This window comes from Paenibacillus sp. YN15 (assembly GCF_003285005.1).
In the GTDB taxonomy this organism is placed as follows: Bacteria; Bacillota; Bacilli; order Paenibacillales; family NBRC-103111; genus Paenibacillus_AR.
On sequence record NZ_QMFA01000064.1, the window covers coordinates 1 to 25520 of the forward strand.

The window sequence follows — 25520 nt, forward strand, 5'->3', positions numbered from 1 at the left end:
CATTGATATAATTCCAGTTGTCGTTGCCGTTGATTTGGCTGAATTCCGAAAACCGCTCAATATCCACACCCCAGGAGAGACTGCCCCGGGGGTCGCCCATAATCTTGGCATGGACCGCCAGGTCGGGAGCCAGCTCGTGAATAATCCCGGCCATCCACTCATGCCAGCGGGCAAAATAATCCTGATTAAACATCACATAATCGTACGACCAGGGGCTGGCCGTTACATTGGCAGGCATGGGCACCTCCGTAAAAGCGGCGTACCCGCTTTGATAAACCCGGTTCAGCTCCCCGATATCCCCGCCGTACAGCTCCTCCAGATAGCTGTGCCAGAAGGGCAGCGCGTAGGCATCCTTGTTGGACTGGTAGACAGATTCATTGGTCAAGGTGATGCTGTGCAGCGACGGATAATCTTTGACAGCGGGAATCAACGCCCTCAAATAATCTTCCATAATGGCCTGCGCCATGGGCTGAAACAGGGAAAATTTAATAAATCCGTTGTTGGCTACATTCAGCTCCGGCCATTTGGTCAGAGCCCACGCCGGAAAATAATGGGGGGAAATCAGCAGATTAACCGCCACATCATGGGTTGCCGCCCGTGTTAAGGCCTGTTGAATATCCGATTGGATTTTTTTGGTAGAAACCACATATTCCTTGTTCTCGTCATAACCGCCCAAATCCTCGAAACTGGAATTATTAACCAGATTGACATCACTTCCGGCTTTAACCATCTGCAGATCGTCCACCCAGATGGTGCCCACATTCTCCGAAACAATCATCAGCTTGTAGGAGGTTTCCTGAGCTCCCGTGGTGTATTCATAAGTGACCTCCCGCCAATCGAAGGTGCCGCTGGGGAAGGATTTGCGCTGCTTCATGGAAGCGCCGCCGGGGAACCAGGTGTTTTTGGCGCTCTCCCCTTTTACCCAAACCTTAAACTGGTAGAGGGTATTGGGCTCCACGGAAACCGTTTGCGCCACATTGATGTATACATTGGACTGGGTGGGAGAGGCGTTGCTGATCTTCAGAGAAGCCTCGCCTGAACGGGCGACTCCCTTCACCACACCGGCAGCGGCATTCACATTCCCTGATCGGCCGACTGTATATTGGTTGACAAAATCCTTCTTGTCGAGAATGACATCACGGGGGCCGATTTCAATCTGAATGGCATTGGCTCCCAAATCCTGAAACTTGGGAATATCCTCTCTCACCTTGGTAAAAGCGCCATAACCCGTGAAGAAAATGGGGCGTTCCTCCACTGCGCCCGTGCTTCTGACCTTCGTATCCCCCACAAAGGAATACCCGTCTATGGCCGGACGGCCGGTGACATACCGGGGGACGGCCAAGGGTGTTCCGCTTCCGTTCAGATAACCTTGCAGCTTCCCGGCGGCTTCCTCATAGAGCTTCTCCAGCTCCACCGCTACATAATAGGCCCGGCTCAGCCTGCCCTGAACGATATCCTCCTTACCGTAGCCGATAAAATCCTTGATCACCGTATAATTGATCCGCTCGTAATCCGTGGCAAGCCCCTGGGCTTCACATTGCTGCAAAAGCCCCTCCAACTGGGGAAGCTTGGCGGCGACCGCATTCAACCGGGCCTCCACCTCCGCAGGCGTCATCACCGCCGATGCCACCAGCTCCTGCTGCCGTTCACCTCCGCCGGAGGCCGTCAGTGCAAAGTCCAAGGGATGGTCTCCCGCTTCCGCCGGGGCAAAGGGCAGCTTCACCTCGGCTACCGTCCGTCCGGGAACCGTCAGGCTCCGATCCGCGCCCAGGGCTTCGGACTTCAACTGCAGCGTTACGGGAGCGCTTTCCCAATTGACCGCGTAAACGGCATATTCCACCGTAGCGGAAACCGGAACCTCCTTGGGCCCCTCCACCCAAAAGCTCCAATCCGTTTCTGCCGGAATCAGGTGAACCTGGGCATGGGAGGCTGGGCTTTTGGCCTTGCCGATCCCGGGGGTCCATTCCATCCATCCCCGGCGTCCCGCGCCGTCGTTGTCATTGAACAGCATGGTAAAGGGAAGCACATTCGTCTCCGGCTTTCCCGTATAAATGGTGCTCCAGGGCATTTTGACCTCATACACAATTTCATTGCCGCTCTGCACCGCAGCCGCCGTGATTTGCGCCGCTCCCTCTGTCGCTTTGCCTTCGCTGAACTGCCAAACATGGGCCTGGCCGTCCATATAGTTGATGCCGTATTCCGGGCCATAGGTGCCGTCGGGGCTAAAAGCAAACTGAATGCTGTCCCCCCGCCACATGGTGCTGTCGGAGACCGGAGTATGTACATTATCCGTCACCCGGGCCGCCCAGTAAAAATATTGCTCATCATAGGCCATATAAACGCTTGCCGATACATCCTCCGGCCCGCTCCAGCCGGTCATGGCCAGTTGGGCCTCATTTTGCGGCAGCCGCAGCTCCGCATACGGCCCCCATTCGTCCAAGCTGCCGTCAATGGCGATGCTCCCTGTTCCTCCTGCTCCCGCTTCCAGAGCCAGGGTATGATTATGGCTGCCAAAAGAAGCTTTGAACTCATCCCAGGGCGCGTAAACAACGCCGTCCCCGGGCGGTTGCGCCGCCTCCGTTCCTGACAGCGCTTCCACTCCGTTGCCATGAACAGCAGCGGGAAAACCCGCTGCCGTCATGGAGAACATGAGCACCCACACCAATACTCCGATAAACGGTTGTTTCCTGTTCCGGATCTTCATTGGTTTGCTCCCTCCATAGATAAAATCAATCTTGTCCAATCGGATAAACGGTTTACTCTGTAACTATACGCTCCACTGGAAGCGGCAGCTCAATCCGCTCCACCGGCCCTTCCACAAACTGCCCCCGCAATTGCAGGACAAAGCGGATCTGCTCCGGCTTTACCTGCCGCACATCGGTGAGTCCCCGATGCAGATACAAGGCGGCGGCGGTTCCCGCCGCTTCCCCGATGGCGCTCACCGAGGCCATAATCCGGTAGGAGCTGTGGGCCTCATGGGTGCCGCTGATGCAGCGGGAGCTTAAAAGCAGATTGGCGCACCCCTTCGGAATCAAGGAGCGGTAGGGAATATGGTAATAACCGGGAGCCGGAATCGGCTCCAGCCGGGTTTTGCCTCCCTGGGGATCATGAATATCCAGAGAGTAGGCGCAGGCGGCCACCATATCGTCAAACCGCCGGGCAGAGAGACAATCCTCCGCTGTCAGCTCATATTCGCCCGTGATCCGCCGTCCCTCCCGCACCCCCAGCTTGGGAGCGATATAATCCAGCCTGGCGTTCCGGAAAGCCGGATGCTGCGCAATCGCCGCAAACAGCTCCCGGGCCTGCCGGGCGCCCTCCTCCATCCCCCGGTCCAGCGTCTCCGGCCGGGTAGGGTCCACCTCCAGCACCGAGGTGGAATTAAACAAAAGCGCCTCGCCGCCGGGATAGGGAAAGCAGGTGATGCCGGCTCGGGGATTGTTGGTTTTCCCCTCTTCCTTCATAGCCAGGTAATAGGGAAGCAGCTCCTTGCGCAGGGAGTGGATGGCCGACCATTGCCGGATATCCGGCTCCCGGAGCCGGGTTTTGTCGAAGCCGCTGACCTTGAAGGTGGCGGTGGCGGATTGCAGCCTGCCGTCCTCCTCCCGGCCCAGCCGGTAATCCAGCCCGGCCAAGGCGGACAAATTGCCGTCGGCTGTAGCGTCCAGATAAATTCCGGCGGCCACAGTTCCCGTATGCTTGCCGCTCACCTGAATCCGCCGGATACTGCCTGCCCGAACCTCCACACCGGTCACTGCCGTGCCGCACCATACTGTAAGATTCGGTTCCGCCGCCAGAAGCTGCCGGTAGGCGGCTTGCAGATCGTGCTCGTCATACGTGGGCACCAACTGCTCGCTGTAATGGGTATAGGCGGCAGGGAACAGCTCCCGGTGGATGCCGGAGGTAACCGGTCTGCCGTTGGAATCCCGGAATTGGCAGATCAGAGACACGCTGGAAAACACCCCGGTGCCGCCCACCTCCTCCGCCTGCTCCACCAGCAGAACACGCTGGCCCAACCGGGCGGCGGCAAGGGCGGCGCTGATGCCGCCGATGCCTGCCCCCGCCACCAGCACATGAAAGCTGTAATCTGCTTCACTCATGGGGATACACCCTCCTTTCCTGCGCTCCCGCCACCGGCCTTCCCCGCTTCCTCCGGCGGGAAACAACCCACCCGTACTCTGGCGGGAGCTCCCTTATAAATGCTCTTTCCGTCGCAGCGGATGTCGCACTCCTCCCGGCTCATACGGATATCCAAGGTATGGCCCCGGTACACAAAGCCCGTTACCGCAACACTGCCCCCGGCGGGAGGCTTGGGATGCACCCACAGGCTGCCGTCCAGCTCCGGCTCAATGCCCGCCATCCCGAAGAGCAGCGCCTCCGCTCCGGACAAGCCTGCCACCACATTGGCCCGCTTGTGGGAGGGCACCGCCGGGCGGTCGCAATAATGCTCCTGGGGATAATAGGGCAGATGCCTTCCCATCCACAGGTGGCGCTTCAGCACATCCCACGCCGCTTTGCTATGCCCCTGCTCCCACAGGGTCAAGGCCAGCATCGGGCCGTCGCCGGTATAGGAGCCGCTGCCGGACCAGTCCGGATCATTCTGCTCATAATGAAGCTCATCCTCGGCAGAGATGCTGCTGACCCCGCAGGCTCCCAGGAACGCTCCGTCCCGGAGCTGCTTCAGCATCCCCTTGGCCATTTCCTCGTTGCAGGCCCCGAAGCGCCAGGCATCGAAGTATTGGATGGAATAGATCAGCTCCTGATGGCCCCCGGGATAAAGCGCCTTGAACCACTCCTTCTCCCCGTCCCACAGATGCTGGCGGATGGCCTGACGGATTTCCCCAGCCTTCTCCCGCCATTCCGACGCCGGTTCCCCGTTTTTGCCCAGATGCTCCGCCAATTGGGACAGCCGGTCATAGCTCCAGGCCCGTTCGGCATTGGGGCTGGCCACAATATGCTCGTAGCCCGCTCCCCGCATTTCCAGCAGATTATGCTGGAGTCCGTAATCCAAGAGGCTGTTCCATTGGGGAAGCCGCCGGTCATCATAAAGCATCAGCTCCCGCATGGTGCCGAACAGCTCCTCGCCGCCTTCACCGTGCAGCACTAAGGCGGACCAGGCAAAATGGATAAAGGACCACAGGCTGTAGGAATAGGGCACATTGGCTCCCTTTCCGCTGGGGGCAAACCGGGAATGGCGGTCAATGCCGCTGGCCACCATCAGGCGCGCCAGCTCCAGGCTTTTATCCTTGCCCAGCAGAAGCCCCATCACCCGGGCGGCATATCCGCCCACATCCCAGGGATAGCAGCAGATGCCGGCTCCTTCAATCCCGGACACCACCGGGAAGGGCTGCATGGCAAAGTCCGGATTCTCCCACAGGCAGATTAGGCCGCTGACAAGGGAGCGTTTGTAATACTCCTCCAATCCCGGAATATCCGATTGGAGAACGGGGATTCGTTTCCCCGCCTCCGCCAACCGGGCTTCCCAAACCTGCCGGGACCGAGCTGCTTCCTCTTCCATGGATTGCTCCAAAAGGAACTCCTGTCCGGAGGCAGTAAGGCCCACGCATACCCGGAAGACCGTCTCTTCTCCATCCGCCAGCAGAATCTCTGCCGAGCCTTCTTGCAGCAGGGTGATCCGCACCCGCTCATTTTCCCACACCTGTCCGGCTCCGGCAGCGCCCGGGTCCAGGGGCAGCGCCTGCTCCCCCGATGCCTCCGGCCAGCCGTAATCCCACTCGTCATAAGGAGCAAAGGCCGGCTGTCCGGGCAACAGCTCCGGGCAGGCGCGGACGGCAATGCTCCGGCCGCTGCGGTTGCGGATTGCCGCCTTCAGCACAAACCCGTGTTTGCCGGCCAGAGGAATCAGCTCGCTCTTGACCCCCAGCGACAGCAAACGTCCCTCATTCATATGGTGGTAGGTGCCCCGCCGCAGAATCCGGTCCGGACGCCACCGCTCCTCCGCGTACAGCAGCCCGCAATCCCCCTTGCCCAGATGGCCGGTGTCTGCGATGCCGTGACCGTCGGCCACAAGGCTCATCGCCAGCTCCAGCTCCTTCGCCGCAAAGGGCGGGGAATAAAAGCCCCTCACCCCCATTACCGTATTGCGCCGGGGGGCTACTGTGCCGTAGCCGCTGCCTACCCAGATATGCTCCTTGGGCGCCAGGCTGTTGCGCACATCAAACTCAAAATCCGCCAGTGTATACCACATGCTGCACCTCATTTTCTTACGCACACGCGCAATTTCATCTTTTTCCCGGAAACAGGCTATTTCTTCGCTGCCAGCTCCGTGTAGTCCTTCATAATCTGGTCGCCGCCTTGGGCTCTCCACTTCTCCACCTCTTTGGCAAAGCCGGCTTCATCGATGCTTCCGGTAATGAACTTGATGCGGGCATCGGCAATAATCTTGTTCAGCTCGGTGCCTTTTTCCACGGCAGTCTGGGAGATCATCGGCTCCATGGGATTGGATACGGCAATGGCTTCATTTTCCTTCAGCATGGTGCGGAACTTGTTGTCGGCCTCGCCCTTGCCCTTCCAGATCATCAGCGCTCCGTCATAGGAAGGCAGCTGCTTCAGCGGGGAAACATCATTGGTATAAGCCGTCTGATCGGAAATGGCAGGTTCGCCCGACGCATCCTTCTTGAAGTGGGTGCCCTCAATCCCCCATGTCCAGGTATACATCATCTCGTCATCCACAATCTTGTCGAAGAAGCCCAGCAGCTTTTTCAGGTCCGCTTCGGTTTTAACGGTGGCCTTGGGGAACACGAACATCCCGTTGTAGCCGGTGGTGGCGAATACCCGCTCGCCCTTGGGGCCTTGAATCCGGCTGACAATATCCAGCTTGGCGTTGGGATTGGCTTTTTTCAGCTCGCTGCCGCCGGTGATGACAAAGTCCAGAGTATTCAGAATCACGCCTGCCTTGCCTTGATAAAACTGCTCCTGCTGCTTGCTGGATTTGGTGGCGGCAAAGTCCAGATTGATCAGCTTTTCGTCATACAGCTTCTTGTAGAACTTCATGGCCTCCATATTTTCCTGGGTCATAAACTCGGGCACCGCTTTGCCGTCCTGGACAGTCCACAGATTGGGCGCGCCATAGTAGGCGGCGATGGTTTGGAAGCCGGTCAGCCCGACGGCATTGGCGCCGCTGCTGGAATCCTCCGCCTCCACCAGCCCGAAGGTGTCGTTTTTGCCGTTTTTGTCCGGATCATTCAGGGTGAAGGCCTTAATCACGTTATACAGATCATCGATGGTCTTGGGCTGGGCCAGACCCAGATTGTCCAGCCAGTCCTGGCGGAAGACAACCCCCTGCCGGGCCAGCGCTCTGGCGCGGTACAGACCGTAAACCTTGCCGTCCACGGAGATATTGTTCAGCACGGATTCATTGATGTTGTATTTGCTCAAATTGGGATAATCCTTGAGATACGGCCCCACCTCCCAGAACATGCCGGAGCGCTGGGCGTTGATAATGGAGGAGGACTTGGTATCCTGAATCATCAGCACCTGGGGAAGATCATTGGAGGCGATGGACACATTCACCTTGTCATTGTATGCAGAAGCGGGAATCCAGGTAATGTTCAGCTTGGTGTTGGTATGCTCTTCGATCTTCTTGATAATCGGGTTGTCGGCCCGGGGCGGCTCCGGCGAGCTGTACAGGTTCATCATGGTAAAGGTCAGCGGACCTGCGGATGCGGATGCTTCCGCCTGCTTCCCCTCCTCCTTCTGCTTCACTTCCTCCTTGCCGTCTCCACATGCTGCCAAACTTGCCGCCAATAAGGCAGCCAGGCCGCTCAGGGCCAATTTCCGCGTTGTTGCCATGTTCAAATCCCCCTTAGGTTATGAGAATATTGTATCAAAAGATGGGCAAGCCCATCCTTTAATCAGTCGGAGCAGCGTATGGCGCATACGCTAAAGATTGAGCTTTATTCCGCCGCATCCGGCGGATGCACGCTCTGAAGGAACAGCCGCGCCGGCTTCAGGCTGACGGCCTCCGCCTCCACAGTAATGTCACCCGGCGACAGGGTGCTGCGCAAAATGATAAGCCCCTCGCCCTTGCACAAGGTGCGGTGGTCTCCCCGGAAGCTTTCGCCGCTCAGCATGTCCGCGCTGCAGACCCCGGCATTGCTTGCCGCGCCCGCCACCCGGAAGCGGACCTCCGGCTGGACGCCAGGCACAGTCCTGCCCTCCCGGTCAACGGCCATCACCCGCACATGGCACAGATCCTGGCCGTCCGCCGCGAGCAGCTCCCTGTCGGGCAGGAGCAGGAGTCCCTCGGCAGGACCCGTCGTCTCCAAACGGTGCACCGCAGCGATGCCTCCATCCTGGTACCCTACCGCCTCCAGCGTTCCCGGCTCATAGGGCACCTCCCACTCCATCAGCATCCGCGGGCAATCCGCCAGCCGCCGGAGGCCCAGGGAGCGGCCGTTCAGCCGCAGCTCCACCTCCGGGCAATTGGTGTAGGTGGCCAATTGCACCGTCCGGCAGCCCAACCAGCTCCAGTGGGACTCCATCCCCCGCCAGCTCAGCTCTACATCATTCCAATAGATGCTGCTTGCCGGAGACGGGTCGTAAACGGCGATATGGACCATCGGGCGTTTGGAATACACCGCTTCCACATAATACGAGAAGGGCTTGCGCTGCCCGCACAGATCGATCAGCCCCTTGAACCAGCCCTTGTTGGGCCAGCCGAAGGATTCCCCCAGATAGTCCGTGCCGCCCCAGAAGAAATGCCCGGCCACAAAGTCCTGGCTGTAGTCGAACCAGCCTCCCAGCTCTCCGTTCACCGCCGCTTCGCTCAGAATGAACCGCAGCTGGGGGTACTTCTCATGATCCCCGCCGAAGAAGCCCTGGGTGTAGTTGTAGCCGGCCACACCGGCGGCAAACGCCAGCTCCGGCGGCTCGCTTGCCCCGTACCCCGCCTCCTTGGGGCGGACTCCTCCCGCCCGGGAGGGATACAGGGCGCAGGCGGCCAGACGGGCGGAATCGTAAGCGCGGACAAAATCGGCCATCCTGCCCACCAGCCCCACCCCTTTGTCCGGAGAGTGGATTTGGGCGTCTACAGGCTCGTTGCCTACTCCCCAGAGGAAGACACTGGGGTGGTTTCGGTCCCGCCGCAGAAAAGCGGCCAAATCCTTCTGCCAGGTTTCCTCGAAGGGCGCCCGGTAGCCGTTGAACTGCCCGGTAAGCTTGTCGAAGGCCTCATTGTAGACCAATAGCCCCAGCCTGTCGCACAGCTCCAGCAAGGCCGGATCATGGGGGTTGTGGCTCAGCCGGACGGCGTTGGCCCCCAGCTCCTTCACCGCCGCCAGCCTCCGCTCCATGGCCCGGGGCAAGGAGGCCGCCCCCAGACAGCCGTAATCATGATGCAGATTCACCCCCTTTAGGAATAGCTTCCGGCCGTTCAGGAGAAAGCCCTGCTCCGCGGAAAATTCCATCCGGCGGATGCCGAAGGCCGTTTCACAGCAGTCCTGCTCGCCCGCCTCATCCCCCAGGCTCACCACCGCCCGGTACAGCTCCGGCGTGTCCGGCTCCCACAGCCGGGGGAACGGAAGCCGCAGCTCCGTGACGAAGCGGTGGACCGCCCCCGGCCCGACGGGCGCGCAGGCGGCGGCTGACGCCACCGGCCGGCCCTCCGGGTCCACAATTTCCACCTGCAGCCGCCCCAGGCGGGAGGCCGCTCCATCATGTGCCGCCTCCGCTTCCACCCGGACCGCAGCCTGGCCCAGCTCCACAAGGGGCGTGCTGACAAACACGCCGTTCATGGGAATATGCAGCCTGCCGCTCCGCTTCAGGCGAACCTGACGGTAGATTCCGCTCCCCGTATACCAGCGGGAGGTCAAGGGCGTCTCGTTGTCACAGCGGACGGCAAGCACATTGGGGCCCTCCCGCCGCAGATGGGGCGTCAGATCATAGCGGAAGCCCAGATACCCGTTGGTATGGGTGCCCAGATGACAGCCATTTAGCCAAACATCGGATTCCCGGTAAACGCCGTCAAATTCAATCCAGAGACGTTCCTGTTCGGGATCAAGGGCCGGAGGCGTAAACCGCTTCCGGTACCAGCCCACCCCCAGCGGCAGAAAGCCGTTGCGGGTCCCTCCCTCCATGTGTTCATCGAAGGGACCTTCAATGCTCCAGTCATGGGGCAGGATCACCGGCTGCCAGCCCGAGTCGTCAAACTCCGGCGCTTCGGCGCCCGACTGCTCCCCTTTGGCAAAGCGCCAGTTTTCATAAAAAGCTATGCTTCTTCGCTTCATGGTTCTACCCCTTCACGGAGCCAAGCAGCACACCCTTGGCAAAATGCTTTTGCAGGAACGGATAAACGGACAGAATCGGCACAGTGGAGAATACAATCACCGCCATATTGATAATCTTGGAGGGAGGCGGCGGAGCCTCGCTCATATCTGCCAGGCCCTTCTCCGAGAGGATGACGATTTGCCGCAAAAGCACCTGGATCGGCCATTTCCGCGAGTCGTTCACATAAAGAATGGCGCTTAAGAAGGTGTTCCAATGGGTAACGGCATAGAAAAGCGAAAAGGTGGCAATGGCCGGCATGGATAACGGGATGACGATGCGGAAAAGAATGCCCATGTCATTGCAGCCGTCGATTTTGGCCGATTCCTCCAGGCCGTCGGGCAGCTGCTGGAAGAAGTTTTTGATAATAATCAGATTGAAGGCGCTGATGGCGCTGGGAATAATCAAGGCCCAATAGGTGTTGGTCAGATGGAGCGCCTTCACAATCAGGAAGGTGGGCACAATTCCCGCATTGAAAACCATGGTGAAGGTGACCATCAGCATAATCGGACGGCGGCCGTACAGCTCCTTGCGGGCCAAGGGATAAGCCGTCAGGACAGTCATGAACAAGTTCACCAGCGTGCCCACCACAGTGACGCCTATGGTGACGCACAGGCTGCGCAGAAGGATGGGCGTAGAGAGAATGTAGCGGTAGCCTGTCAAGGAGAACTTGGTGGGAAACACCAGAAAGCTTTTGGCCAGCACCTCCTGCTCCGTGGCAAAGGAAATCAGGACAATATACAGAAAGGGAATAATCATCACCGCGGCGATGATGGCCAGCAGACTGGCATTGACGATGCCGAACAGGCGGTTTCCCCAGTTGCGTTCATGCGGCATGATTAATACACTCCTTCCTCGCCGAATTGTTTGGCTACCCAGTTGGAGCCGACAACCAGAATAAAGCCCACTGCGGATTTAAACAATCCCACCGCTGTGCTGAAGCTGAATTGGCCCTGGGTGATGCCCGCGGTATACACATAGGTGTCGAAGACCTCGCCTACCTCCCGGTTCATGGAGTTGAGCATCAGGAAAATCTGCTCAAAGCCCGTATCCAGGAAGGTGCCCAGCCGCAGGATAAACAGAATCACGATGGTGGAGCGGATGGCCGGCAGAGTAACATGCCACAGCTGCCGCAGCCGCCCGGCGCCGTCCATTCTTGCCGCTTCATAGAGCTGCGGGTCCACTCCGGACAGAGCAGCCAAGAAGATGATCGTGCCCCAGCCTGTCTCCTTCCAGATGACCTCCAGGGTAATCATCGGCCGGAACCAGCCTGCGCTGACCAGGAAATTGATCTTTTCTCCTCCCCACGCGGCGATGGCTTCGTTGACCAGCCCCCCGTCGATGGTGAAGAAAGTGTAGGCAATGCCCACCACGACTACCCAGGAAACAAAGTGGGGCACATAAATAATGGTCTGCACCACCCGCTTGTAGGACTCTCTGCGCACCTCATTTAGCATCAGCGACAGAATAATCGGGGCCGGGAAGAAAAACAGGATGTTGTAGCCGGCCAGGATCAGAGTGTTTTTCAGCAGCATCCAGAAAACGGGATCATGGAACAGCCGCTCGAAATGCTTCAGCCCCACCCACTTGCTTCCGAGAAAGCCCAGATACGGCTGGTAATCCTTGAAGGACATGAGGAGCCCCCACATGGGAGCGTATTTGAACAGTAAAAAATACAACACTCCGGGAAACACCATCAGGTACAACCATCTGTCCCGCAAAAGCCTGCGCCGGACCCGGCGCCCCCTTCCCGCCGCGGAGCCCGGCGTCTCCAGCGCCAAGCTGCCTTTCGTATGATTCATCTCCTACTCCACCTTTGCTTGTTAGTTTGGTATGTTGTGCGGCCTTTGTACCTTTACCATAAGCGGGCGGGAAGGCGGGCGTCTATAATCCGGTTATAATCATCCCGCAGTGTATTGCGCTTTTTGCCGGGATAATCAGGAGAACGGGCCGGTTGCACAGATGATCATGGCCTTCCGCTGCAACAGAAAACACCCGCCGGAGTGTTTCTCCAGCGGGTGTGCGCCAAGCCTCGGCCGGTTATTGGCGGCCGTATTTTTCCCTGTATTGCCCCGGCGTCATATCCTCCATCTTGCGGAAAAAACGGATGAAATTCTGCGGATTGGTATAGGTCAGCCGCTCCGCGATCTCCCCGATCCGCATATCCGTCTCCACCAGCCATTGTTTGGCCATCTGCAAGCGGTATTGCTGGAGATATTCGCTGAAGCTGGTTCCCGTCTCCCTGCTGAACAGGGGGCCCAGATGGTTGGGATGATAATTCAGTTGGGCGGCGCAGGCCTCCAGGGTCAGCTCGGTATCGTAGCCCTCGTGGATCATGGCGATCACCCTGGCGGAGATTTGCTTGGCATGGGAATGGCGCTGCTGCTCCAGCCTGGCCATGATGGGAGCCATGACGGTGTGCAGGAACCAATGCCGGATCTCCTCCCGGGATTTCAGCTCCAGGAGCCGCTCAAACAGCTGCTTCTCCTGGCCGGCGGAAATCGCCGCCTCCTCCGCAGAGTCCATGGACAACCCAAACACCGTTTCGGATTGCTCCAGATCGGTAAGCAGGGTGTACAGCTTCACCAGGGACAGCTGATACTGCCGCCAGTCCGCCTGCTCCCGGAAAATCAGCTCCAGACAGCGGTCCAGCAGCTCCTCACTTTGGGCCCGGTCCGCTTGTTTGACGGCCTCGCAAAACTCCCTGGCCGCCCGGTGGGGAAAGCTGCCCGACGCCAGCTCTCCGGGTCTGACCTCATCAATGAAAATCACCGCTTCGGGCCCGGTGCGAATCCGGTACCGGAGGGCATCCAGCGCTTCCTCGCAGGCCACATGGGCGTCGATCAGATTATCCCGGGAACGGCTGATGCCGATGCTGACAGGCAGATCCAGATATTTCCGCACCGCCCGTTGGATGCCCTCGGCCATGTCCGCCAGCCTGGCTTTTGCCTCTCCCCCGGTTCCTGCCCCGCCTCCGGCCAGGGTAAGCTGGGATTGCCCCATCAGGACCGGGTCCAGCCTTTCCCTGACGGGAATCAGCTCGCCGGCAATATTGGCGATAGCGAAGAGCAGCAGATCCCGGTCCCGTTCCTCGAACCGCGACTCCTCCAAGGAGTCAATCTCGATGGCCAAAGCCGCATGCCATTGCCAATCAGAGGGATACCCGTATTCCTCCAGCTTGGCGGCAAGGCCCTCCTCCTTTTCCTCCCCGCGGATCAGCTTCAGCACGAAAAACTGCTTCAAGTCCCGGATTTGCCCGTTCACCTGGGAGGATAGCCGCGATTCGGTCTGAAGCAGGGATTGCAGGCGGCGGCCGATCCAGTCGAACTCATCCCGGGTCGGCTCCTCCTCCTTCTGGCTCTCCCCGTGTCCCCCCATGGTATGCACCAATTTCCGCACAGGCTGGTAAAAGGAGCGTGAGCCGAACAAGGCCAGCCCTCCCGTAGTGAGGATCATCAGCATACAGGCGGTAAGGGTGACCCAGCCGATGGAGCGGGCGTCCCGGGTGACATCCCGGATAGAAATAACGGACACATATTTCCAACCGTTATAGCTGGAGGGGCGCACGATAACGCTGGTATCCTCTCCGCCCAGAGCAATATTGAATTGCCCCTCCGCCCCGTCCCGCTCCTTCAGCGCTTCCACCAGCTGCCCGTATTCGGCTGCGCCCAGGCTGCTCTCCGACAAAGTCCGGTATTGGCTGTCGATCACCAGGATGCTGCCGATTCTGTTGCCGGACAACAGCAGCCGGGACAGTTCCGCCTCGGTGATGGTGACAATGGCCAGGCCGTTGGCCTTCAGGGAATTCAAGGGAATTTTCTTCACCAGACTGATGGTGGACGGCGCATTTCCCCCCTTCTCCGTCACCCATGCGGAAAAGGACAGCAGAGCTTCATACTGCAGCAGCCGGTCCAGATTCTTCACATCCTCAAAGGTGAAAATATTGTTGTTGTCCACGCCCCATTTTCCGTTCAAGTTGAGCACGGTCATATTGCTGATGGTCAGCTCAAAGGTCTGGCTGCGGACCATGCTTTGGTACATCTGCTGATAAATTTCGTAATGCTCGGCAGAATAAGGCAAGGACATAGCCGTGCCGACCAAGGGCGAGCCGATGTATTGGGTCATGGAATGATCAATGGTTTTCAGAATCTGCTCCATGCGAAGCTGGGTTTGCTGCAGGGCGTCCATGCTGCTCTCGTTGATTTTATCCTGCACCAGGGTTGCGGATTTATAATAAGAGATGATGCCCACCACAATCACCGGAATGGAACCGAGCAGCAGGCAGAACATCAGGAGCCGGACAAAATAGTTGGGAAAACGGATTCTCATGGCTTCTCCTTTTTGCGGCAGCAGAGTAGGTTGGGTTTGACGTTACCTTCCGGCAACGGTTCTGAACGGCTCCTCTCATTATAGAGAACGCACCCGGCAGAGTCCATAATCACCCCATAATCCCCAGAACGCACAAATCGGTGAAATCGGCTTTCCCGCCGGAGGAATCCGCCGTTCTTGTGTTAAAATATAACCTGTCAAACACTTCATGGAAGGGAACATCCATATGTCTGCCAAAACCGAGAAAGAAAAGATGCTCGCCGGGGAACTCTACAACGCGGCTGACCCCGAGCTGACCCAGGAAAGGCTCCATGCCCGGAGGCTGACCCGGCTGTTCAACCAGACCCTCGAATCCGAAACCAGACAACGGAAGGCACTGCTCAGGGACCTGCTGGGCTCCATTGGCAATCAGATCTACATCGAGCCCGACTTCCGCTGCGACTACGGCTACAATATTCATCTGGGCGAAAATTTCTACGCCAATTTCGACTGTGTGTTCCTGGATGTCTGCGAGATCCGCATCGGCGACAATTGCCTGCTGGGCCCCAGCGTCCATATCTATACCGCGGGCCACCCACTGCAAGCGGATTTGCGCAATACGGGCGCGGAATTCGGTAAGCCGGTCACCATCGGCAGCAATGTCTGGATTGGCGGACGGGTGGTGATTAACCCCGGCGTTACCATCGGCAACAATGTGGTCATCGCCTCAGGCTCGGTAGTCATCAAGGATGTGCCGGACAACGTAGTGATTGGAGGCAATCCGGCGCGGGTTATCAAATCCGTGAATGAATAAGCGCATGGACAAAAAAGAGCCCCTCAATTCCTAAATTAATTGGAAATGAGGGGTTTTGGCATGTAAGGTATCAACAAAAACTCCAAACAGGCGAAGCTTCAAGTAGGCCGACCAGTTTTTTAATTTCTCCATCATTGAGAAGGTAACTGCTGGTGTCCTTCATTGTTGTTGCCTTCGAATCGGGCGGAAGCAAATCGGTGATATACAGATTCAGGAAGGCCGCGGGCTTTGCTCCGGCCCTGTTCGAAATATCCTCCGCAAGCTTCGGATTCGGGTTCAGAGCGCCGCCGCTGATGGAGGCAAACGCGTAAGGCTGCGGGCGCGTTTTCAGCTGTCTTAAGTAAGCGCGAAGCGGCGAGGCCACCTTGCCCATCCATACCGGGGCGAAAAAGAGAACCCGATCATACTTCTCCAGCACGGAAGGATGAGGCTGGACTTTGGGTGTGCGCCCCAGCACCATGCCCAGAATGATCGTCCACGTTGCCGACGGCTTTGCCAGGCAAATTTCAATATGCTCCGCCGAAAGCGCCGCCGCCACGGCTGCCGCCAATTTCCGGTTGTTTCCGGTAAGCGAATAAGAAATAACTGCAATGCCCATAAAAATCCCTCCCTTTTTATCCCTTCGGCCAATCGGTAAGCCCCTTTAAAACAAAGTCCGTCAAATAGTCCTGCAGCTCGGGGAAATATTGCAGTCCAATCTCCTCCTTGTGCAAATCGATATTAACAATTGCGGTGAACATGGCTATAATCATCTCGCTCTTGATGTCATTTCTAATCTTGCCTTCGGCCTGCCATGCTTGAATCAGCGCCTTTTCTTCTTTTTGGTACATTTCCGCGACGCCCATGCCGTTCTCTTCCTTGAAAAGACGCTCCAGCTTGTCATAGACATCCTTGTTATACCACTGGCACAGGATCGGATTGCTCCGTATACCTTCATAATTGAAGGCCATCATCTTTTTAATAAAAGGCAGCGGCTCGTCATTCGGATCGACGACTGTCATCATCCTCCGCTTCAACGCTTCATTTTCCGCAAGATAGATTTCCATAAAGAGCTTTTCCTTGGACGGGTAGTAGTTGTAGAACGTCCCCACAGAAACGCCCGCCATCTTGGTAATGTCCGCGATATTGGTATCCTTAAACCCCTTGCTGCCAAAAAGCTCCCTGCCGCAGCGGTACAATTCCGCCTTCTTGTCTTCCATTATTCCGACCTCCAGCAAGTGTTTCCTGAATGAACTGATTTATTATTCATTCATATCGTATAGCACGGATGAATGAATGTCAATAATGTTCATTCAAATTTTATGGAAAATAAGGCGGACAGCCGAAACTGCCCGCCCCATCACAGGGATTTATACTCGGTTCACTTTTGTCCTGCTGTGTATTTTACAAGTATTTTTTGATTTCGCCGATCAGTCCGGCGTACTCTTCATCCGACAGGTACACCTGGCCGGGGTTCATCACGAAGGTTGTCCCCCACTGCTCGCCGCCCTCATATTTGGGGACGATGTGGAAGTGAACGTGGGGCATAGTGTCGCCGTAGGCGCCGTAGTTCACCTTGCCGGGGTTGAAGGCTTGCTGCACCGCATTTGCGGCTTTGGCTACATCCGCCACCAGACTGTTTCGGGTATCCTCCGGCAGCTCGAAAATTTCACGGGCATGGCCGTTCAGCGCCACCAGGACACGGCCGCGGTAGGTTTGCTCGCGGAACAGATACAGAGTGGAAACGGACAGCTGGGCGATTTCGATCATCAGCTTGTCCAGGCGTTCATCATGGCTGCAATACATACATTCGGGTTGGGACATCGTTGGAATTTCCTCCTTAGCACACGTTTGCAATGCTTCTTCCATAGTAACGCTGCCCTCTATGGATGTCATGATTCAATTGGTACGAATTTGTTACAAGTTTTTTACCATCCGCTCATACAGATGTCCGGCCACAACCAGGGCTTCCGCAGAAGCAAAGCCCATCCGCTCATAAAGCTTCCTGGCGCCGCCGTTATGCTCCTCCACCAGCAGGCTGAGCTTCCGCCAGCCCGCTTGGACGGCTTGCTTCGCAAACTCCTCCAGCAAGAGCGTCCCCAGCCCCTGGCCGCGAAAATCCCGGTGAACCGCCAGGCTGTCCAGGTAATATTCATCAGGACCGGCTTCCGGCACAATGGCTGCAGCGGATTTGCCCAGCGCCGCCAGCCTCGCCTTCAACGGCTCATCCAGCAGCTCTGCCTTGCTGCCATGATAGGCCAATAAGAACGCCGCCACCCGCCCTTCCTTTTCCAGAACCGTGACATTCTCATAGCTGAGACGGTTTCCTTCCTGACCAAAGAACGCTCCCATAACGGCCAGCGCCCCCTCCGGGTTATCTTCCCCCGTCAAGCTGTATGCAATGCTGTCTATCGCCTCAAGCATCAGGGGCAGCACTCCGGCTGCATCTTCTTTTTTGGCTTTGCGCAACACCGTTTCCCCGCTCCTTCTATCGTTCTGGTTCATCATCCATCATGGCATGTTCGGAGCCGGAAGGCAAATTCCCCTTTCCCTGTCCGGGCACCCCCGGGCCATCGCCTGCATAGGCTATATTGCCATTGCCGTCTAGCCAAGACGGCTGACCGGCCAACAATTTAAGGAGGAATCCGTTATGCCTTGGCAGTTGAAAGCAGCGTCGCTCATCGGGAATCCCGTAGGCGTATCCATGCAAAATGGGACCGGAACCAGCGGAATTCTATGCGGGATTGAAAACGGGGAATTACTGCTGATGGAGTATTTGTATCACAGCCAGTTTGCCATGAAGCATTATCCCGCGTACACCATTGCAGATGTCCATCCGTTTCCCGCCTGTGTCCCGGCGCGCTATGAATACAGCTATTACGAAGGAATCTGAATGACGAAAGACCGCCTTTCAGGCAGTCTTTTGGGGCACTGCAGTTTATTTATGCTTGCGCCAGTCCAGCTTGCTGTTGTTCAGCAGATGCTCGAAGTCATTCTCCAGGCGTTTCTTTTCCGCCGCCCTGGCCTCTTCCTCCCGCTTCTTCTGCTCCAGCCGGCGTTTTTCCTCCTCCGCCTTCATTTCCTCCGCTTGCGCCTTCAATTTGCTGATGGTTCCCGCATCCAGAAGATCCTTCAGGGTTGCGGGGGCATCATCGCGTTCCCCCGGTTTGGCGGCGGAGGGCGCCTTTCTCTTTTTCACCATGATTGCCTTCACCTCTTTTTCTAGTCCCTATTATAGCAGGTTTCCCGGCATCAGGACAAAATCACATATAAACACCACAAGAATGCTGCTAGGTTTTTTGGGAACGCTTAACTATACTGAAGGGGAAACGAAAACCCAAACATAAGAGTGGATGGTGAATCTAATGGCTAAACCCAAGGTAGGCCTGCAACTGTATACGCTTCGCTCATTGACAAAAGACGATTTTTTGGGAACCATCCGCCAGGTGGCGGAGATCGGTTATGAAGCTGTGGAGTTTGCCGGATTTTTCGGCTTCTCCGCCAAGGAAGTCAAGGCAGTATTGAATGAATGCGGACTGGAAGCGCCTTCCGCCCACATCGGGATCAACTTTACCGATTTGGCGCTGATGGAGGAAGAACTGAAGCAGCATATCGAATATGCCCAGGAGCTGGGGCTGCAGCATATCGTTACCCCCTGGTCCCCCTTCTCCGAGGTGCCTACGGCAGAAGAGCTGGACGAGCGTATCCGCTTCCTCACCAGAGCCGCGGAGCTGGTCAAGGATGCAGGAATGCAATACGGCTACCACAACCATGCCTTTGAATTTAAGCTGGTAAACGGCGAAACCATTATCGACCAAATGCTGGCCCGCATTCCCGCCGAGCTGATGACGATGGAATTTGACCTGGGCTGGGTTCATAAGGGCGGCAAGTCCCCCGCCGAGTACATTAAAAAGTACGCCGGCCGGGTTCCCCTGGCGCATATTAAGGATTTCGGCGACGGCCGGGATGACACCGAGGTGGGCAACGGAGTGGTGGACTTCAAAAGCGTGTTCCCACTGGCTGAAGAAGCAGGAATCCAATACTACATTGTGGAGCAGGAGCAATTTGTCGGCTCCCCGTTGGACAGCGCAAGAACCTCCCTGCAATATTTCCGGAACAACGGCATTCTATAGAAAGTCAACAAAAAAACCAGGAATCCTAAAAGAAAGGATCTCCTGGTTTATTATTATTCGCATGTTTATGCGACAATTTAGGTAATCTGGCCGGAGGAACTAATGTTTTTTGCATAGCTGCCTCGCGTTCCAACCATATTTTGCGGAAATCGTCTTTGGGGGATAATTTCATGGGTTGATCAAAGACAATCCGGGTTGGATGACGTTTTTGAAACAATTCTAATTTTGGGATGCAATAATCCCAATATAATCGCATCAAGATCACTGACATGATTGGGAGTGAAGATAAACCGATGATTCTCCAAGTCAGGCATGTTCACCATTTCGATATTGAATAAAGACATTATTCCTTCTCTGAGGTCCCCTGTTTTCTTCGGGTCCAATCCCATATCTTTAATGACTTCCAATAGCACCCCGATGCCTGCAACAGATGTTTCATTATTAAACACATAGGTACTGCCGGTTTTAGAAATCAGATTTTCAAATAGTTTAAAGCTTTCCGTATCAACCTTTGCCATTTGCCGCTCCCAGCAGCTTGATGCCCAATCCTACAAAGATGAAGCCCGTCACCTTGTTCAGATATTTGCCGAATTGGCTTGTGCGCAGCCACTTGGTCATGAAGTCGGACACCACCACCAGCAGCATGCACCACAGGGTGCCCGTCGTAATAAAGGTCAGTCCCAGAATCAGAAACGGCAGCGCGCCATAGGATTGGCCGGTGCTGACGAATTGGGGCATAAACGCCAGATAGAACAAGGCCACCTTGGGATTGAGCACATTGGTCAGAAGACCCTGGAGATAGATTTTCCGCAAACCTTCCTTAGGCAGGCCGCTCGATTCCAGTGCAGGGTTTTCCTTGCTGCGGATGGACTTGATCCCCAGATACACCAAATATGCGGCGCCCACCCATTTAATGAGGTTAAAGGCCAATGCGGAGTGCATCAGAATGGCGGACAAGCCAAAGGCGGCAAAGGCCGTATGGACGGCGGCGCCCGAAATAATGCCGAAGACGGACATCATACCCGCCGTTTTTCCCTGGGACATGCATCTGCCAAATATGTACAGGGTGTCGCTGCCCGGCGTCATATTCAACAAAAGCCCCGACAAAAGAAATACTGTGTAATGCTCAATACCCAGCATAAAGCCGCCTCCCGTTCCGGTTCGCTACACCAGCATGTAATAGTGGAAAAATTCCTCATCCAGCACATAGCCGTGCTCCAGGTACACCTTCTGCGCCCGCAGATTGGTAACCTGGGTGGCGATTTCCAAGCCCTTGGATTTGGTGAGCACAGCATACTCCCGCGCCGCCTCCAGCAGCGCCTTGCCCACCTGCTTGCCGCGGTGGGATTCACGGACATAGAGATCGTTCAAGAGCCAGATGCGCTTCATGGATACGGAGGAAAACAACGGGTACAGCTGCATAAACCCCACCGCAGCTCCATCGGAATCGTCCCGGGCCAGGAAAATGACGGACTCCCCATGCTCCAAACGGTCAAACAGGAAGGCCTTGGCTCCCTCAAGATCGCTTTCCTGGTCATAAAACACCCGGTATTCATCGAATAAAGCTGCCGCATCCTCCAGCTCGCGGATGGTGGCCTGAGCGATGGTCACAGTCATGATTGCTCCTCCGTTTCGTAGAATGCAAACAGGGTCTCCACCGGCTTGAAGTACAGATGCCCGTCCTCCCACGCTTGAAAGTGCAGATCCATCCGGGAATCCGTCCATGTGGCGGGAGTACCGTTAGTGGACAGCTTCCGGGGCAGCTCCGGCTCTTCTACCACCGCGGGAAATTCCTGATAGCCAAACAGCAGATTTTCATGCATGGCGATAATCTCGTATTTAGGACCGAAGAAGGCGTGCTCCTCCTGGAGCTGGTAGTGGTAATAAATATAGCTGGCCATCATTTCCGGAAGCAGATGGGCCACCCGCCCCACTCTGCGCTCCACAGGCGCTTTCCGCCGCCAATGCTCCGGGCTTGCCGGCGCGTTGAAATGGAAAACGTCGATCATTTGAATCCAGCTTCTGGGTTTGTCTTCGCCGGGCCAGGCCTCCAGCACATGCTCCATGCCTGCGAACCATCTTTCCGGATGATACGCCTCGGTCATGCATTCATAATACAGGAACACCGAACGCTTCCAGCGGTGCCCGGTCAGGGTCATCAGCAGTCCGTCGCCCATATCCTTGCGTACGGCGTCCAGCCGCTGGCGGAACAGCTCCAGTCCCTCTTCTTCATGTCCTTCTTTTAATTGCGCCCGATAGATGCACCGAATCATATCCCAATCTCCCTCGTCCATGTTAGATTTCTTCCGGAACCGGCAGGCAAACGGGCGGATTGTTCCGCAGGCAAACCAATTTGCCGTCCTCTACCGTAAGCTGCGCCGCCTGGATAGAGCTCCGCCGGCCGGCATAGCCGTTGTCCGCTCCGGGAGCCCGGCCGGGATGGGTGAAATAGAAGATCCAGGCCTGCTCTCCCGACACCACCACATCGGCATGAAAGCCAAAACCCTGATCATCCTCCCGGCTGCCGGATTCAGCCAAAATCTGCCCGTTCCGCTCCCAATGGATGGCGTCGCCGGAGCGGTAAACTCCCTGCCCCTTCCACTCATCCACAATCATCCAGTATGAACCGCCGAAATAAAACACATTGGCGCCTTCATGGGGATGGGTCTCCACTACGGGGCCCGTCACCCGCCAGTTGTATAAATCCTCCGAAGCCGCTGCAAAGGTATGGGAGCCGTTGGCCTCATCCTTATACCACATCCGGAACCCCCCTTCAGGCAACGCCAGCACACAGGCGTCAATCACCCGGTCGGAGCTTAGGGCCAGCTTGGATTCGTACCTCCACTTCAGCAGATCGGGACTGGTATAATGAAGGATCTCCCGCTTATGTCCGGCCCATTGAATGGGAACCCCCTGAATATAGCTGACATACATGTGGTACAGCCCGCCATGATACAGAATTTCCGGGGCCCAGAAGGTATTGCGGCCCCATTCAATGTCAAGTCCCTCCAGGATGCCTCTGTACAGCCAATTCTGTCCCCCGTCCCGGGAAACGGCCACCCCCAGGTCCGTGCCGTGCGCCCAAGCCACACCTGAGCCTTCAGCAGTAGCCCGGCGGTTGGTATAAATCATCCACCATTCCTTCAGCTCCCGGTTCCACACCACCACCGGATCGGCGGCTCCGTCATAAATGGGATCGCGGAACAACGGGGCTTTCATGACCGCATCCCCAGGCTGCATGTTCATTCGTCCATCTCCAATCGTTTCAGGAAGTCATTCATGGCGCTGTAGCCCTGCTGGCGGAGGTACCAGTTGTTGGCCGCCGCTTCCACCAAACCCGCCACATCCCGGCCGGGCTGCAGCTGGATTTCAATATGCGGAATGGCAATATCCATATACTCGGTGAACTGGGTTTTCAGCTCCAGCTCATTGTTCAGCGCATTGTCCTGCCACTTGGTCAGTTCAATGTCCAGCACTACCCGGGTTTCATCCTGGAAGGCGCTCCGCCCGTACAGGCGGGATACGTTGATCAGGCCGATGCTGCGCAGGGCCAGGAATTCCTTGGTTTTGCCGTCGTGGGTGCCGAGCAGGGTTTCCGGTCCGATTTTTTTCAAAACCACCACATCATCGGCCACCAGCCTGTGGCCCCGGCGGATCAGGGTATGGGCCGTTTCGCTTTTGCCCACGCCGGACTTGCCGCGCAGCAGAATGCCGATGCCCGACACGTTCACGCAGACGCCGTGAATCGTCATTTGAGGGGCCATCAGCTTGCCCAGATAGGCGTTGGCCAGCTCCTGGAATTTCTTGGTGCGCAAGGGTGTGCGCAGGAGGGGAATATTTTCCTCCTCGCAATATTTGATCAAATACTTCAATCCCTCCTGGTCCCATGTGACCACGAAGCAAGGCGGATGATACTTGACGATATTGCCGATCCGGACATTCCGCTCCGCTTCCGACAGCGTATGTAAATAATTGATTTCCTTTTGTCCGAGAAGCTGAATATGATCCTGGGAAAAAAATTCAAAGTATCCCACGAACTCCAATCCCGGCCGGTGCACCTCCGGTTTGGGAATGGGCCGGTTTAACTGGGAATGTCCGGCCAGTACCTCCAGCCCGAATTTATCCACTAAATCTTTGACTATAATGCTGCTCATTCTTTTGTCAATCCTCCCGATTGATCTGATCCTGGTACGGTCGGCCGTTCTTCGCAAAGAACAGCGCATCCTAATATATTCGACTTTTGGCGCCAATCCCCTTCCGGTACAAAAAGAAAACAAAAACCTTCGCCCCTGAAGCTTTTGGCCGTCCCCCCAAAAAAACAATAAGACGCGCAGGCATGAAATAGTCTCCCCGGCATCCATAATTAGGCAGCTGGTCCAAGAAAGTGACGGCCGTGGAGAATATAGTGAGAATGAAGGGCCGAAATGGACTGCAGGTTACTTTGGAAGGAGGCTTATTGATGAAGCAAATTGCGGATAAGTGGGCAAAGTTTGCTATCCTGAAGGCTCATAGCGGAGTAGCCAAACATATTCCCGACACCCGCCGGTATTCCAGAGAGCATCTGTCGGCTATGCTGGGCAAATACTCCTTTATTGTGGCCAAACCCGTGGTGGGCACCGGAGGCAGCGGCGTAGTGCGCATTTCCCGCGGCCCAAGCGCTGGTTACCGGGTCCAATACGGTACCTCCGTCCGCCAAGCGGCCAATTTGGACACCGTGGAGCGGATATTGGCCGGCATCCGGGGCAAGCGGGCTTACATGCTGCAGCAGGGAATCCGTCTCTCCACCGTTCAGGGCAAACCGCTGGATTACCGGGTGAAGCTGGTGAAGGAAAACGGAAGCTGGCGCATCCGGGCGGTGGTGGCCCGCATTGCCAGACCGGGACTGTTTGTCACCAATCTGTGCCGCGGCGGGACCATGGTCGGCGGCAACCGGGCGCTGCGGATGACCTTCCCCGCTTTGGCCCGGGACAAACACGCCACCATGGTAGGGGTAGCCCGGAGCGGCACCTCCCTCCTGGAGGCCAAGTACCCCGGCATCGGCGCCTTGGGCTTCGACTTCGGCATCGACAAGGGCGGCACCGTCTGGATACTCGAGGTAAACACCCGGCCCCATTGACGAAAAAGGAACCTCTGCGCTTCCGCTTATTGCGGAGACGGAGGTTCTTTTTCTGTGCGGCGCTGCCCCCGCCGTTGCGGCGATCCGGATTCAGGGGTCGCACACCTTGTCTATCATTGTGGCGATCCGGACTCGACGTCTGCATACCCCTGCCCGCCGTTGCGGCGATCGGGACTCGACGTCTGCACACTTTGCCTGCCGTTGCGGCGGTCCGGACTCAGCATCCGTTATTTTTGCTATTTATGCGTTTTTAGGAATTTCGCGGACACCAGATTCGTTATCCTCTCCCAAAACGGCTCAAAACGGCGATTTTCCGCCCCATAACGGATCGACGGTCCGTTTCGCGGAAAAAAGGCCGCTTTTTCGCGCATTAGCGGATCTATTGTCCGGCAAGCTGCCAACGCTCCTTCTTCTCCGTCTCCGGTCATCCACGCTCTCTCACCGCGCAGTTTGGCGCGCATGCGGCAGGCAGCCTTGCGCGGCCCTTTGCCCCGGCAACGGCAAAAGACCGGCGAACTCTCCGCCGGTCTTCCACTGCCTCCGCCGTCTACGGCCGGCGGCCTTTCGGCGCGGAGCGGCGGTCGCTTCCCCTGGCCGGGGCAGCTCCTCTGCCGCCCGGGCCGGGCCGGCCGCCTGCGGACGGCTTGCCTCCCGCGGCGAAGGGCTTCGCGCCCTTGCCGGCGCCAAACCCGCTGCCGCTGCTGCGGAACGGCTTCGCCTTGGCATCGCTGTCGCCTCCGCGGTACGCTTTGGCATCGCCCCCGCCGCTTCCGCGACCGGCGGGTTTGGCGTCGCCCCATGCGCCGCTGCGCTCCGGCTTGCCGCCCCCGCGGCGGCCGCCTTCCTTCGGCCCGGCCGCCGCCTTGCCGCCCCGCCGCGGTGCGTGCTC

At 57.2% G+C, this 25520-nt stretch carries 23 protein-coding genes and 1 pseudogene; 4 read left to right on the forward strand and 20 right to left on the reverse strand.

The window, feature by feature from the left end; translation table 11 throughout:
- The 8 genes from DQG13_RS29040 to DQG13_RS29075 form a co-directional block, all read right to left on the reverse strand.
- Positions 1–2704: sugar-binding protein (locus tag DQG13_RS29040; protein ID WP_220094463.1), on the reverse strand; the 2704-nt coding region annotated here is incomplete at its 3' end.
- Positions 2705–2756: 52 nt separating this feature from the next.
- Complete coding sequence (locus tag DQG13_RS29045) at positions 2757–4097, reverse strand: FAD-dependent oxidoreductase (RefSeq protein ID WP_113023692.1); 1341 nt, start codon at positions 4095–4097, stop codon at positions 2757–2759.
- On the reverse strand, positions 4094–6205 hold the full coding sequence (locus tag DQG13_RS29050; RefSeq protein ID WP_113023693.1) for an MGH1-like glycoside hydrolase domain-containing protein: 2112 nt from the start codon (positions 6203–6205) through the stop codon (positions 4094–4096). Before DQG13_RS29050 ends, DQG13_RS29045 begins: the two co-directional genes overlap by 4 nt.
- A 56-nt stretch (positions 6206–6261) precedes the next feature.
- Positions 6262–7809, reverse strand: a complete 1548-nt coding sequence (locus tag DQG13_RS29055; RefSeq protein ID WP_113023694.1) for an extracellular solute-binding protein — start codon at positions 7807–7809, stop codon at positions 6262–6264.
- A gap of 104 nt (positions 7810–7913) precedes the next feature.
- Positions 7914–10244, reverse strand: a complete 2331-nt coding sequence (locus tag DQG13_RS29060; protein ID WP_113023695.1) for a glycoside hydrolase family 2 TIM barrel-domain containing protein — start codon at positions 10242–10244, stop codon at positions 7914–7916.
- Positions 10245–10248: 4 nt separating this feature from the next.
- Positions 10249–11118, reverse strand: a complete 870-nt coding sequence (locus DQG13_RS29065) for a carbohydrate ABC transporter permease (protein ID WP_113023696.1) — start codon at positions 11116–11118, stop codon at positions 10249–10251.
- A gap of 2 nt (positions 11119–11120) precedes the next feature.
- The gene (locus DQG13_RS29070; protein ID WP_113023697.1) at positions 11121–12083 is read right to left on the reverse strand and encodes an ABC transporter permease; all 963 of its coding nucleotides are present in this window, start codon (positions 12081–12083) and stop codon (positions 11121–11123) included.
- Positions 12084–12321: 238 nt separating this feature from the next.
- Positions 12322–14610 carry a helix-turn-helix domain-containing protein gene (locus DQG13_RS29075; RefSeq protein WP_113023698.1) on the reverse strand — a complete coding sequence of 763 codons (2289 nt, stop codon included), beginning with the start codon at positions 14608–14610 and terminating at the stop codon, positions 12322–12324.
- Between the two features lie 226 nt (positions 14611–14836).
- Between DQG13_RS29075 and DQG13_RS29080 the strand changes: the two genes are divergently transcribed.
- A complete protein-coding gene (locus DQG13_RS29080; protein WP_113023699.1) occupies positions 14837–15403 on the forward strand; it encodes a maltose acetyltransferase domain-containing protein in 567 nt (188 codons plus the stop codon).
- 70 nt (positions 15404–15473) lie between these two features.
- On the opposite strand, the gene DQG13_RS29085 is transcribed toward DQG13_RS29080, so the two are convergent.
- The 4 genes from DQG13_RS29085 to DQG13_RS29100 all read right to left on the reverse strand — a co-directional run bounded on the left by DQG13_RS29085 (position 15474) and on the right by DQG13_RS29100 (position 17854).
- Positions 15474–15953: a hypothetical protein gene (locus DQG13_RS29085; protein ID WP_220094465.1), complete on the reverse strand. Its 480-nt coding sequence runs from the start codon at positions 15951–15953 to the stop codon at positions 15474–15476.
- Between the two features lie 64 nt (positions 15954–16017).
- On the reverse strand, positions 16018–16602 hold the full coding sequence (locus tag DQG13_RS29090; RefSeq protein ID WP_113023701.1) for a TetR/AcrR family transcriptional regulator: 585 nt from the start codon (positions 16600–16602) through the stop codon (positions 16018–16020).
- A gap of 184 nt (positions 16603–16786) precedes the next feature.
- A complete protein-coding gene (locus DQG13_RS29095) occupies positions 16787–17206 on the reverse strand; it encodes an HIT family protein (protein WP_113023702.1) in 420 nt (139 codons plus the stop codon).
- 93 nt (positions 17207–17299) lie between these two features.
- Positions 17300–17854 (reverse strand): GNAT family N-acetyltransferase, encoded by a 555-nt coding sequence (locus DQG13_RS29100; protein ID WP_181593069.1) that lies wholly within the window; start codon positions 17852–17854, stop codon positions 17300–17302.
- 178 nt (positions 17855–18032) lie between these two features.
- On the opposite strand from DQG13_RS29100, the gene DQG13_RS29105 reads away from it, so the two are divergent.
- The gene (locus DQG13_RS29105; RefSeq protein ID WP_113023704.1) at positions 18033–18275 is read left to right on the forward strand and encodes a hypothetical protein; all 243 of its coding nucleotides are present in this window, start codon (positions 18033–18035) and stop codon (positions 18273–18275) included.
- Between the two features lie 45 nt (positions 18276–18320).
- Here DQG13_RS29105 and DQG13_RS29110 read toward each other — a convergent pair whose 3' ends face one another.
- Entirely contained in the window at positions 18321–18584 is a 264-nt protein-coding gene (locus tag DQG13_RS29110) for a YqkE family protein (RefSeq protein ID WP_113023705.1), read from the reverse strand.
- A 163-nt stretch (positions 18585–18747) separates the two neighbouring features.
- Between DQG13_RS29110 and DQG13_RS29115 the strand changes: the two genes are divergently transcribed.
- Complete coding sequence (locus tag DQG13_RS29115) at positions 18748–19515, forward strand: sugar phosphate isomerase/epimerase family protein (RefSeq protein WP_113023706.1); 768 nt, start codon at positions 18748–18750, stop codon at positions 19513–19515.
- 179 nt (positions 19516–19694) lie between these two features.
- Here the strand turns inward: DQG13_RS29115 and DQG13_RS29120 are convergent, their stop codons facing one another.
- Genes DQG13_RS29120 through hprK form a run of 6 tightly spaced genes read right to left on the reverse strand, consistent with a single transcriptional unit; the run spans position 19695 to position 23669 of the window.
- Positions 19695–20033, reverse strand: coding sequence for a hypothetical protein (locus DQG13_RS29120; protein ID WP_113023707.1), 339 nt, complete (start codon positions 20031–20033; stop codon positions 19695–19697).
- Positions 20020–20655, reverse strand: a complete 636-nt coding sequence (locus DQG13_RS29125; protein WP_113023708.1) for a LysE family translocator — start codon at positions 20653–20655, stop codon at positions 20020–20022. The genes DQG13_RS29120 and DQG13_RS29125 overlap by 14 nt, the downstream gene beginning before the upstream one ends.
- A 24-nt stretch (positions 20656–20679) precedes the next feature.
- A complete protein-coding gene (locus DQG13_RS29130; RefSeq protein ID WP_397334029.1) occupies positions 20680–21132 on the reverse strand; it encodes a GNAT family N-acetyltransferase in 453 nt (150 codons plus the stop codon).
- Positions 21129–21788, reverse strand: coding sequence for a hypothetical protein (locus DQG13_RS29135; RefSeq protein ID WP_113023712.1), 660 nt, complete (start codon positions 21786–21788; stop codon positions 21129–21131). Before DQG13_RS29135 ends, DQG13_RS29130 begins: the two co-directional genes overlap by 4 nt.
- A gap of 22 nt (positions 21789–21810) precedes the next feature.
- Positions 21811–22761 carry a family 43 glycosylhydrolase gene (locus DQG13_RS29140; protein WP_258525927.1) on the reverse strand — a complete coding sequence of 317 codons (951 nt, stop codon included), beginning with the start codon at positions 22759–22761 and terminating at the stop codon, positions 21811–21813.
- Complete coding sequence (hprK, locus tag DQG13_RS29145) at positions 22758–23669, reverse strand: HPr(Ser) kinase/phosphatase (RefSeq protein WP_113023709.1); 912 nt, start codon at positions 23667–23669, stop codon at positions 22758–22760. Before hprK ends, DQG13_RS29140 begins: the two co-directional genes overlap by 4 nt.
- 305 nt (positions 23670–23974) lie before the next feature.
- Between hprK and DQG13_RS29150 the strand changes: the two genes are divergently transcribed.
- Positions 23975–24631 carry a YheC/YheD family protein gene (locus tag DQG13_RS29150; protein WP_181593070.1) on the forward strand — a complete coding sequence of 219 codons (657 nt, stop codon included), beginning with the start codon at positions 23975–23977 and terminating at the stop codon, positions 24629–24631.
- 547 nt (positions 24632–25178) lie between these two features.
- On the opposite strand, the pseudogene DQG13_RS31285 reads toward DQG13_RS29150, so the two are convergent.
- A pseudogene (locus DQG13_RS31285) lies at positions 25179–25520 on the reverse strand (hypothetical protein); the annotation flags it as partial.

What these genes read in the sequence shown, in the direction of transcription:
- DQG13_RS29120 (WP_113023707.1), bottom strand. Translation starts at nt 20,033, where the DNA reads ATGGCAAAGGTTGATACGGAAAGCTTTAAACTATTTGAAAATCTGATT.
- DQG13_RS29140 (WP_258525927.1), bottom strand. Translation starts at nt 22,761, where the DNA reads ATGAACATGCAGCCTGGGGATGCGGTCATGAAAGCCCCGTTGTTCCGC.
- DQG13_RS29090 (WP_113023701.1), bottom strand. Translation starts at nt 16,602, where the DNA reads ATGGAAGACAAGAAGGCGGAATTGTACCGCTGCGGCAGGGAGCTTTTT.
- DQG13_RS29065 (WP_113023696.1), bottom strand. Translation starts at nt 11,118, where the DNA reads ATGCCGCATGAACGCAACTGGGGAAACCGCCTGTTCGGCATCGTCAAT.
- DQG13_RS29045 (WP_113023692.1), bottom strand. Translation starts at nt 4,097, where the DNA reads ATGAGTGAAGCAGATTACAGCTTTCATGTGCTGGTGGCGGGGGCAGGC.
- DQG13_RS29135 (WP_113023712.1), bottom strand. Translation starts at nt 21,788, where the DNA reads ATGATTCGGTGCATCTATCGGGCGCAATTAAAAGAAGGACATGAAGAA.
- DQG13_RS29150 (WP_181593070.1), top strand. Translation starts at nt 23,975, where the DNA reads ATGAAGCAAATTGCGGATAAGTGGGCAAAGTTTGCTATCCTGAAGGCT.
- DQG13_RS29115 (WP_113023706.1), top strand. Translation starts at nt 18,748, where the DNA reads ATGGCTAAACCCAAGGTAGGCCTGCAACTGTATACGCTTCGCTCATTG.
- DQG13_RS29070 (WP_113023697.1), bottom strand. Translation starts at nt 12,083, where the DNA reads ATGAATCATACGAAAGGCAGCTTGGCGCTGGAGACGCCGGGCTCCGCG.
- DQG13_RS29130 (WP_397334029.1), bottom strand. Translation starts at nt 21,132, where the DNA reads ATGACTGTGACCATCGCTCAGGCCACCATCCGCGAGCTGGAGGATGCG.
- DQG13_RS29050 (WP_113023693.1), bottom strand. Translation starts at nt 6,205, where the DNA reads ATGTGGTATACACTGGCGGATTTTGAGTTTGATGTGCGCAACAGCCTG.
- DQG13_RS29055 (WP_113023694.1), bottom strand. Translation starts at nt 7,809, where the DNA reads ATGGCAACAACGCGGAAATTGGCCCTGAGCGGCCTGGCTGCCTTATTG.
- DQG13_RS29105 (WP_113023704.1), top strand. Translation starts at nt 18,033, where the DNA reads ATGCCTTGGCAGTTGAAAGCAGCGTCGCTCATCGGGAATCCCGTAGGC.
- DQG13_RS29125 (WP_113023708.1), bottom strand. Translation starts at nt 20,655, where the DNA reads ATGCTGGGTATTGAGCATTACACAGTATTTCTTTTGTCGGGGCTTTTG.
- hprK (WP_113023709.1), bottom strand. Translation starts at nt 23,669, where the DNA reads ATGAGCAGCATTATAGTCAAAGATTTAGTGGATAAATTCGGGCTGGAG.
- DQG13_RS29080 (WP_113023699.1), top strand. Translation starts at nt 14,837, where the DNA reads ATGTCTGCCAAAACCGAGAAAGAAAAGATGCTCGCCGGGGAACTCTAC.
- DQG13_RS29110 (WP_113023705.1), bottom strand. Translation starts at nt 18,584, where the DNA reads ATGGTGAAAAAGAGAAAGGCGCCCTCCGCCGCCAAACCGGGGGAACGC.
- DQG13_RS29075 (WP_113023698.1), bottom strand. Translation starts at nt 14,610, where the DNA reads ATGAGAATCCGTTTTCCCAACTATTTTGTCCGGCTCCTGATGTTCTGC.
- DQG13_RS29060 (WP_113023695.1), bottom strand. Translation starts at nt 10,244, where the DNA reads ATGAAGCGAAGAAGCATAGCTTTTTATGAAAACTGGCGCTTTGCCAAA.
- DQG13_RS29095 (WP_113023702.1), bottom strand. Translation starts at nt 17,206, where the DNA reads ATGTCCCAACCCGAATGTATGTATTGCAGCCATGATGAACGCCTGGAC.